This window comes from Intrasporangium chromatireducens Q5-1 (genome assembly GCF_000576575.1).
Taxonomy (GTDB): Bacteria; Actinomycetota; Actinomycetes; order Actinomycetales; family Dermatophilaceae; genus Intrasporangium_A; species Intrasporangium_A chromatireducens.
On the sequence record NZ_AWQS01000176.1, the window covers coordinates 1 to 7,960 of the forward strand.

Consider the following 7,960-nt stretch of genomic DNA (forward strand, 5'->3'; position numbering starts at 1 on the left):
AGCCGGACGGCCCGATGACGCAGACCACCTCGCCCTGCCGGACCGAGCCGGTGATGTTGGTCAGCACCTCGACCGAGCCGAACGACTTGCGCAGGTCGGTGATCTCGACGATCGCGGCTCCGCCGCTCGAGGAGGTGGTATGCCGCTGAGCCGGGTTCGTCGTCATCGCGCCTTCGCCGCCTTCCGCTCCATGCGCCGCACCAGGAAGGTGAGCGGCAGGGTGATGAGGAGGTAGCAGAGGCCGGCGACGACGAGGGGCGTGAGGTTGGCGTTGGTGCTCGCCATGTCGCGCCCGTACTTCGTCAGGTCGAAGCCGGTCGAGGACAGCCCGATGATGTAGGCGAGGGAGCTGTCCTTGACGACGAGGATCAGCTCGTTCGTCAGCGGCGGCGTGACGATGCGGAACGCCTGGGGCAGCACGATCTTGCGCGTCGCTGCGCCCGCCGGCATGCCGAGGGACCGGGCCGCCTCGACCTGACCCTTCGGGACCGCCTGGATGCCGGCGCGGATCGTCTCGGCCATGTAGGCCGCGGCGACGATGCCGAGCGCGGACCACACCGTGCCGTAGGTGCCGAACGGGATCTCCATCCCGGGGAAGGCGAGCGGGAGCAGCCCGAACGCGATGAGCACGACGATCGCGGGCAGCCCCCGGAAGAACTCGATGTAGATGCCCGCGAGCCAGCGGTAGGGCCCGACGGAGGAGAGCCGCATCAGGGCGAGGACCGTGCCGATGACGAGGCCGAGCACGAAGGCCCCGAGGGCATAGATGACGGTGTTGAGGATCGCCCGGCCCAGCCCCTGGGTCAGGGCGTCGTGGATGAGGTCACCGCGGAAGAAGACCTTCTGGATCTGGGGGAAGTCGGCCACTGAGACGAGCACGATGACGACCGCGACGAGGAGCGCGTACTGCACCCACCGGATCCGCTGGGCCCGCTTGCGGGGCGACAGCCGTGGCCGCCCCGCTGCTGCTGCAGGTGAAGTCATGGCATCGACCTCAGGAGACGCTCGGCATCACCGCGGGCTCCGAGCCGAACCACTTCTTGTAGCTCTCCTTGTAGGAGCCGTCCTCGATCGACTTCTTCAGGGCCGCGTTGAAGGCGTCCTTGATCTTGGCCGCGTTGGCGTTGTCCTTCTGGAAGAGGAAGCCGTACTGCTCGCCGGTGTCGAACTCCTTGACGACCGCGAAGTCGGGGTTGTCCTTGGTGAAGTCGAGCAGCGGGCCGTTGTCGTTGATGATCGCGTCCACGCGGCCGGACTGGACGCCCGTGATCTGGGTCGGCAGGTCGTCGAAGACGACCGTCTCGTAGCCGTTGGCATCCTTGTTCTTCTGCGCGTACTCCTGGCCGGTCGTGTCGGTCTGCACGCCGATCTTCTTGCCCTTGAGGGAGGCGAGGTCGGTGACGCCGGACGACTTCTTCGTCAGGAGGGCCTGGGTTGCGCTGAAGTACGGCGTGGAGAAGTCGACCGCCTGCTTGCGCTTGTCGTTGATGGTGACCGCGCCCATCGCCATGTCGCACTTCTTGGCGGCGAAGACGGCGCCCGAGGTCTGCGACGCAAAGTCGATGTCGACGATGGTGACCTTCGGCAGGCCGAGCTGCTTGGCCGTCGCCTGGGCGAGGTCCATGTCGAAGCCGATGACGTTGCCCGAGCTGTCCTTGAACTCGAAGGGTTTGTAGGACAGGTGGGTGCAGACGGTGAGCGTGTTCGCGCTGACGAGCTCCGGGCCGCCGGACGGTGCAGTCGCGGCGCCCTTGTCCGAGCTCGAGCCGCACGCGGCGAGGGCGAGCGAGGCGAGCGAGGCGAGCGAGACGACGGCCGCATAGCGAGTGATGCGGGAGCTGAGCTGCGACATCTGTGTTCCTCCAGTGGTTGACGAGTGCACGTGAGACTACAGAGCGGGACCCGTTTGCGGAACGAGGCTGACCGGATCGTGACCCACGTGTGGCAGGGTGCAGGCATGCACCTCCCACGCCCTGATATCGACCCGGACGGCCTGCTCGAGTACTCGGTGGTCTTCACCGACCGCTCGCTCAACCACATGTCGAAGCGGTTCGTCGGCGTGATGCGGGACATCATCGACGTCCTGCGCACGACCTACCACGCCCATGCGGTCGCAATCGTGCCCGGTGGCGGCAGCTACGCGATGGAGGCCGTCGCTCGTCAGCTCGCGACCGGCCGGCGATGCCTCATCGTGCGCAACGGGCTCTTCTCCTACCGCTGGTCGCAGATCATCGAGGTTGGCGCGATCTCCGACGACGTGACGGTCTGCACCGCCTGCCGGGTCGACGACACGGCCCACGCCGCCTGGGAGCCCGCGCCGGTCGACGAGGTCGTGGCGGCCATCCGGGAGCAGCGGCCTGCGGTCGTCTTCGCCCCGCACGTCGAGACGGCCGCCGGGATCGTGCTGCCCGACGACTACCTGCGGGCGATCGCGGCGGCGACGCACGAGGTGGGCGGGATCTTCGTGCTCGACTGCGTCGCGTCCGGAGCCCTGTGGGTCGACATGACCGAGGTCCACGTCGACGTGCTCATCAGCGCACCCCAGAAGGGCTGGAGCGGCACCCCGTGTGCCGGCTACGTCATGCTGAGCGAGGCGGGTCGGGCGGCGGTCGAGTCGACCACCTCGTCGAGCTTCGCCGTAGACCTCAAGAAGTGGCTGTCCATCGCGGACGCCTACGTCGAGGGCCAGACGCCGTACCACGCGACGATGCCGACCGACGGGCTCGCCCACAACGCCGCGATCATGCTCGAGACCCGTGACCTCGGCCTCGAGCAGCTGCGGGCCGCCCAGGTCGATCTCGGCGGCAAGGTGCGCCAGCTGCTGGCCTCCCGGGGCTTCGACTCCGTCGCCGCCGACCCGTATGCCGCCTCGAGCGTCGTCGTGGTCTACACCGATGACCCGGAGATCCGGACCGGCGCGAAGTTCAAGCAGGTCGGCCTTCAGGTCGCTGCCGGCGTGCCGCTCATGTGCGGTGAGCCGGACGACTTCTCGACGTTCCGGATCGGCCTGTTCGGCCTCGACAAGCTGACCGACGTCGACGGCACCGTCGCTCGCCTCGAGAAGGCCCTCGACCAGCTCACCCGCTGATCGGGGAGGGCCACCTGGGCCACTTTCGATCGACAGTGCGCAACTTTCGATCGACAGTGCGCTTCTTCGAATCGACAGTGCGCAATTATCGATCGAGAGTGCGTAATTTTCGATCGAGAGGGCACAACTTTGGATCGAGAGTGCAATCCGCGAGGTGAGAGCTGCACTCTCGACTCGGACTAGCGCACTGTCGATGGGGATTTGTGCACTGTCGATCTGGACTCGTGCACTCTCGACTCGGACTAGTGCACTCTCGACTCGGACTAGCGCACTCTCGTTCTGGACTTCTGCACTGTCGATGGGGAATGGCGCACTGTCGATGGGCGTCAGGGGCGGGTCAGGGTGATGAGGGGGATCTCCGGCGGCGCGAGGACCCGGACCGGCGGCCCCCACGCGCCGGCGCCGCGGCTCGTCAGGACCGGCACGTCACCGATCGTGGCCCGCCCGGCCGTCATCGGCTGCTGCAGCCGCACCAGGTAGGTGAACGGCCAGAGCTGTCCGCCGTGCGTGTGGCCGGACAGCTGGAGGTCGACGCCCCGGCCCTGCACATCGAGGGCCTGCCGTGGCTGGTGCGCCACGAGCAGCGTGAAGCCCGCCGGGTCAGTCCCGGCGAGGGCCGTCCCCGGGTCGGGGGCGGCGCCGAACCGGCCGCCCTGCGGATCCGTCAGCCCGGCCACGGTGAAGGCGGCGCCGCCCCGGCCGACCACGACACTCGAGTTGCGCAGCACGGTGATGCCGAGCCTCTCCCACAGCGACAGCCACTGCTCCGGCTGACCGGAGAGGTACTCGTGGTTGCCGCTGACCGCAACGACGCCGAGCGGCGCCCGCAGCTCCGCGAGCGGTGCCAGCGCCCCGCCGACCTGGTCGACCCGGCCGTCGGCGAGGTCGCCGCCGAGGACGACGAGGTCCGGCTCGGCCGCGTTGATGGCCTGCACGACGCGCCGCGTGAAGCCTGCGTCCCGGATCGGCCCCACGTGCAGGTCGGTGACGAGGGCGACCTTCGTCCCCTCCATACCCACCGGGAGGTCGGCGCTGGCCACCGTGACCCGGCTGACCGCCGGCATGGCCGCCTCGCCGAGGCCGTAGGCCGACGCACCCAGCGCGACCACGGCCACGACCACCGAGCCGACGCGCAGCACCGGGCGCAGGTCCCGACGCCTCCACCGCAGCGCGAGCGAGACCAGCCCCAGCACACAAGCACCGAGGAGCAGGTACCACCACACCGCGAGCCAGGTCATGCCGAGCCAGGCCAGCCACCGGAAGCGCTTTGGGTCGAGCTCACCGCCCTGCACCGCGAAGCCGGCGAGCAGCGCCACCCAGCCGAGGCCGAGCACGCCACCGATCAGCCACCGCACCCCGCTGGGCCACCGCGGCGCCACGGCGAGCCCACGGAAGAGCGCACCGGTGAGCGCCGCCAGCACGACGGCAACGACGATCACGAACCCGGACATGGAGCCTCCGGGCAGGGGGAACCCACGGGCGACATGCGCTCACCGTAGACGGCGCCGCCCTCGGAGCCCCGATAAGCCCACCGCCCCCACCGGCGGGCGGGTGGCAGACTCGGACCATGTCGAGCGAGGTCACCGTTGCCAACAACCCGGACCAGCACCGCTACGAGGCGGTGCTCGACGGGACCGTCGTGGGCTTCGCCGAGTACGAGCTCGGCGCCAACCGCATCGTCTTCACGCACACCGAGGTCGACGAGGCGCACGAGGGCGAGGGCATCGCCAGCGACCTGGCCCGGTTCGCCCTCGATGACGTGGCCGCCGACGGGCAGCGCCGCGTCGTCGCGCTGTGTCCCTACATCAAGGCGTGGATCGCTCGCCACCCCGAGTACGAGCGGCTCCTCGGCTCAACGACCACAGGCTGAGCCGGTCCGCCGGCCTCAGTGCGGACGCATCTCGTGGCTCGCCTCCCAACGGCGTCTGCCCATGGACCGCACGATCACCCTGAGCGAGGACTGGGGCCGCTCACGGTGCCGGCTCGGCACTCCGTGGCGACGGTCGATCTCCGACCGGATGGTGCCTAGATCGCCGAGGTGGTTGAGGTTCATCGGTGACTCCTTCCGCAGTGCGCGACCGTCTGGGCCGCACACTGATAGAACGAAGCGGGGTCGGGCATTTCGACAGCTCCCGGCCGCGTTGCTGGATGGGTCATCACGCGACGCTAGGATCGGTTGTGGACGCTTGCCTTCCGGATCTACGGGCTTCTTTCGTCCAAGGAGTCGGCCATGGACCCTGACGCCAGCCCCACTGCGCGTGCGCTGCTCGCCCTCGAGGTGATCCAGTCGATGCCCGGGGTCACCGCGGACCGGCTGGCCGCGAAGCTCGGGGTGAGCGACCGCGCAGCCCGCCGCTACATCGCGATCCTCCGCGAGGCCGGCATCCCGGTCGAGTCCGAGCGCGGCCCCTACGGCGGCTACCGGCTGGGCCGGGGCGTGCGCCTGCCACCCCTCGTCTTCAGCGCCACCGAGGCCCTCGGTCTCGTGATGGCCGTCCTCGACGGCCACCACCAGGCGGGTGACCCGAGCGACCCGGTCGGCAGTGCCCTCGGCAAGCTGGTCCGGGCGCTGCCCGAGCCCGTGGTCGCCCAGGCGGAGGCGGTGCGCCGCGGCGCCGCTCCCGCGCCCGACCGTGGTGCGGCGAGGCCCGACCCGACGACGACAGCCGTTCTCGTGCAAGCGTGCTCGGACCGGCGTGCGGTCCGGTTGGCCTACCGCTCGGAGGCGGGCAACGAGTGGGACACCGACGTGGACCCGTGGGCCGTGGTGGTCCGCTACGGCAGGTGGTACCTGCTGTGCCGTCTCCGCGGCAAGGACGCCGTCCGGGCCTACCGCGTCGACCGGATCCGCTCGGTCGAGCCGCTCGACGCGAGCTTCACCCCGCCGACCGACCTCGAGCCGGTCGCGCTCCTCGAGGAGCATCTCGGCACGGGCTGGGAGTTCCCGGTCGAGGTCCGCATCGCCGCGCCGGTCGACGCGGTGACCCGCTGCCTACCGCGGACGCTGGGGCGGCTCGAGCGGCTCGACGAGGGCACCACCCGGCTGACGGGAAGCACGAGCAACCCGCAGATGTATGCCGAGCACCTCGCGGCGCTCCCCGTGCCCTACCGCATCGTCGACAGCCCGGAGCTCGCCGACGCCGCCCGAGCCATTGCGACCCGGATGCTCGACGCCGTCACCGAGCCCGACTGAGTCAGCCGTGCGGGTGGAGCTCGCGCTCGGGTGGGTCCGCGACGCGAGTATGCCGCTCACCCCGCCCCCGCAGGAACGGAGCGTCGGGCGCGGGGCGGGCTGAGCGGCATACGACGTCCGTCCTCAGCCGGTCGGGACGGAGCCGCTCGGCGTGCTGCTGGCGTGCGCGACGTCGGTCCTGGTCCAGATGTAGGGCGTCGTCGTCGTGACCGGGCGCAGGCCGTTGCGCTCGAGGATCGGCCGCGACATGTCAGTGCTGTCGCTGTGCAGGTAGCGCACGCCGTGGGCGAGCGCGTGCCGGGCGCGCGCTGCGGTGAGGGCTCGGTAGATGCCCCGACCGCGCCACGCGGGATCGCTCGCGCCGCCCCACAGGCCGGCGAACTGGGTGCCCGGCACGATCGAGAGCCGGCCGGCGCTGACGACCTGCCCGGACGTCTCGGCGAGCCAGAGCGTGAGCCGGTCGGCGTGCGCCTGCGGGTCCGCGACGAGCCGTTCGACGCTCGGACCGGAACTGCGGCCGAAGACCCGCTCCTGCAGCTCGCTCGCTCGGCGCGCGTCGTCGGCCAGGTCACCGCCGACGCCGGCCCGCCGCACGACCACGCCGTCCGGAAGTGGCACGTCGACCGCGAGGCCCGCCGCCTCGCCGACCATGACGGTCTCGCGCTCCTCGGCGACGAAGCCGTGGGCGACCAGGTGGTCGGCCAGGTCGGAGGGGGCGTCGTGGCCGCGGGTCTTCCACTCGAACGACGCCACGCCCGTCTCGTCGCAGTAGTGCGCGATGACCTTCTCGATGAGGTCGTCGAGCGCCGTGCCGGTGACGCCGCCGAGGTCGCGATACGTGGCGAACCCCCGTGCCCCGTCACCGAGGATGGCGCACCAGAGGGGGCCGATCCGCGTCATCTGCTGGTCCTCGCGGACCTCGGCCTCCTCTCGCAACTGGTCGTCATAGGCCTGCAGCAGGGGGTCGGTCACGGTGGCGGACGCTACCGGGTTGCCCGCCCGGCCGGCGACCGGGTTTTGTCCGCCAAGCCCGGCCGCGCTCCTCGGCGGGTAGCGTCGATCACGGAGGAGAAACGCATGACCGAGAAGCAGGCGTATGACGTGGTGCGCTCCTACGGCGAGTTCGAGCTGCGCCGGTATGCCCCGCACGTCGTCGCCGAGGTCACCGTCCGGGCGCCTTTCGAGGACGCTGGCAATGTCGCCTTCCGGACGCTGCTGGGCTACATCAGCGGCCAGAACCGGTCCGCGACGAAGGTCGCCATGACGGCCCCCGTGCTGCAGCAACCATCGGAGCGCATCGCGATGACCGCACCCGTGCAGCAGCGCGAGACAGCCGAGGGCGAGTATGCCGTCGCCTTCGTGCTGCCCGCCTCGCTCACCCTCGAGACCGCGCCGATGCCGACGAGTCCCGACGTCCGGCTGGTGCAGCGTCCGGGGCTGCTCGCAGCGGCGCGCCGCTACCGAGGAGGCTGGAGCCGGGCCGCCTACGAACGCCACCGCGAGGAGCTCGATCGTGCCGTCCGGGCCGCGGGTCTGGTCCCGGTCGGCGCCGCGACCTGGGCGCGCTTCGACCCGCCGTTCATGCCGAGCTTCCTGCGCCGCAACGAGGTTGTCCTCGAGGTGAACGAACAGCCACCGCCGGCCGGCGTCGCCGACTAGCAGCTGTTGGTTGGTGGCCC

Annotated in this window: 9 protein-coding genes; 4 read left to right on the forward strand and 5 right to left on the reverse strand. The window is 70.5% G+C overall.

Features of this window, described 5'->3' with window-relative positions; genetic code table 11:
- Window positions 1-162: 162 nt before the first annotated feature.
- A complete protein-coding gene (locus N864_RS16430) occupies window positions 163-984 on the reverse strand; it encodes an amino acid ABC transporter permease (protein ID WP_081793956.1) in 822 nt (273 codons plus the stop codon).
- 10 nt (window positions 985-994) lie between these two features.
- Window positions 995-1,852, reverse strand: coding sequence for an ABC transporter substrate-binding protein (locus N864_RS16435; RefSeq protein WP_034719269.1), 858 nt, complete (start codon window positions 1,850-1,852; stop codon window positions 995-997).
- A gap of 105 nt (window positions 1,853-1,957) precedes the next feature.
- Between N864_RS16435 and N864_RS16440 the strand changes: the two genes are divergently transcribed.
- Complete coding sequence (locus N864_RS16440) at window positions 1,958-3,088, forward strand: pyridoxal-phosphate-dependent aminotransferase family protein (RefSeq protein ID WP_034719280.1); 1,131 nt, start codon at window positions 1,958-1,960, stop codon at window positions 3,086-3,088.
- A 326-nt stretch (window positions 3,089-3,414) separates the two neighbouring features.
- On the opposite strand, the gene N864_RS16445 is transcribed toward N864_RS16440, so the two are convergent.
- Window positions 3,415-4,539 carry a metallophosphoesterase gene (locus tag N864_RS16445; protein WP_034719271.1) on the reverse strand — a complete coding sequence of 375 codons (1,125 nt, stop codon included), beginning with the start codon at window positions 4,537-4,539 and terminating at the stop codon, window positions 3,415-3,417.
- A 71-nt stretch (window positions 4,540-4,610) separates the two neighbouring features.
- Here N864_RS16445 and N864_RS16450 point away from each other — a divergent pair, with 71 nt between their 5' ends.
- Window positions 4,611-4,958 (forward strand): GNAT family N-acetyltransferase, encoded by a 348-nt coding sequence (locus tag N864_RS16450; RefSeq protein ID WP_338033652.1) that lies wholly within the window; start codon window positions 4,611-4,613, stop codon window positions 4,956-4,958.
- Between the two features lie 15 nt (window positions 4,959-4,973).
- On the opposite strand, the gene N864_RS24780 is transcribed toward N864_RS16450, so the two are convergent.
- The gene (locus N864_RS24780) at window positions 4,974-5,141 is read right to left on the reverse strand and encodes a hypothetical protein (RefSeq protein WP_155892979.1); all 168 of its coding nucleotides are present in this window, start codon (window positions 5,139-5,141) and stop codon (window positions 4,974-4,976) included.
- Window positions 5,142-5,318: 177 nt separating this feature from the next.
- Between N864_RS24780 and N864_RS16455 the strand changes: the two genes are divergently transcribed.
- Window positions 5,319-6,281: a helix-turn-helix transcriptional regulator gene (locus N864_RS16455; RefSeq protein ID WP_034719276.1), complete on the forward strand. Its 963-nt coding sequence runs from the start codon at window positions 5,319-5,321 to the stop codon at window positions 6,279-6,281.
- A 123-nt stretch (window positions 6,282-6,404) separates the two neighbouring features.
- Here the strand turns inward: N864_RS16455 and N864_RS16460 are convergent, their stop codons facing one another.
- Window positions 6,405-7,253 carry a GNAT family N-acetyltransferase gene (locus N864_RS16460; RefSeq protein ID WP_240474366.1) on the reverse strand — a complete coding sequence of 283 codons (849 nt, stop codon included), beginning with the start codon at window positions 7,251-7,253 and terminating at the stop codon, window positions 6,405-6,407.
- Between the two features lie 105 nt (window positions 7,254-7,358).
- Here N864_RS16460 and N864_RS16465 point away from each other — a divergent pair, with 105 nt between their 5' ends.
- Window positions 7,359-7,940: an SOUL family heme-binding protein gene (locus N864_RS16465; RefSeq protein ID WP_034719278.1), complete on the forward strand. Its 582-nt coding sequence runs from the start codon at window positions 7,359-7,361 to the stop codon at window positions 7,938-7,940.
- Window positions 7,941-7,960 lie beyond the last annotated feature (20 nt).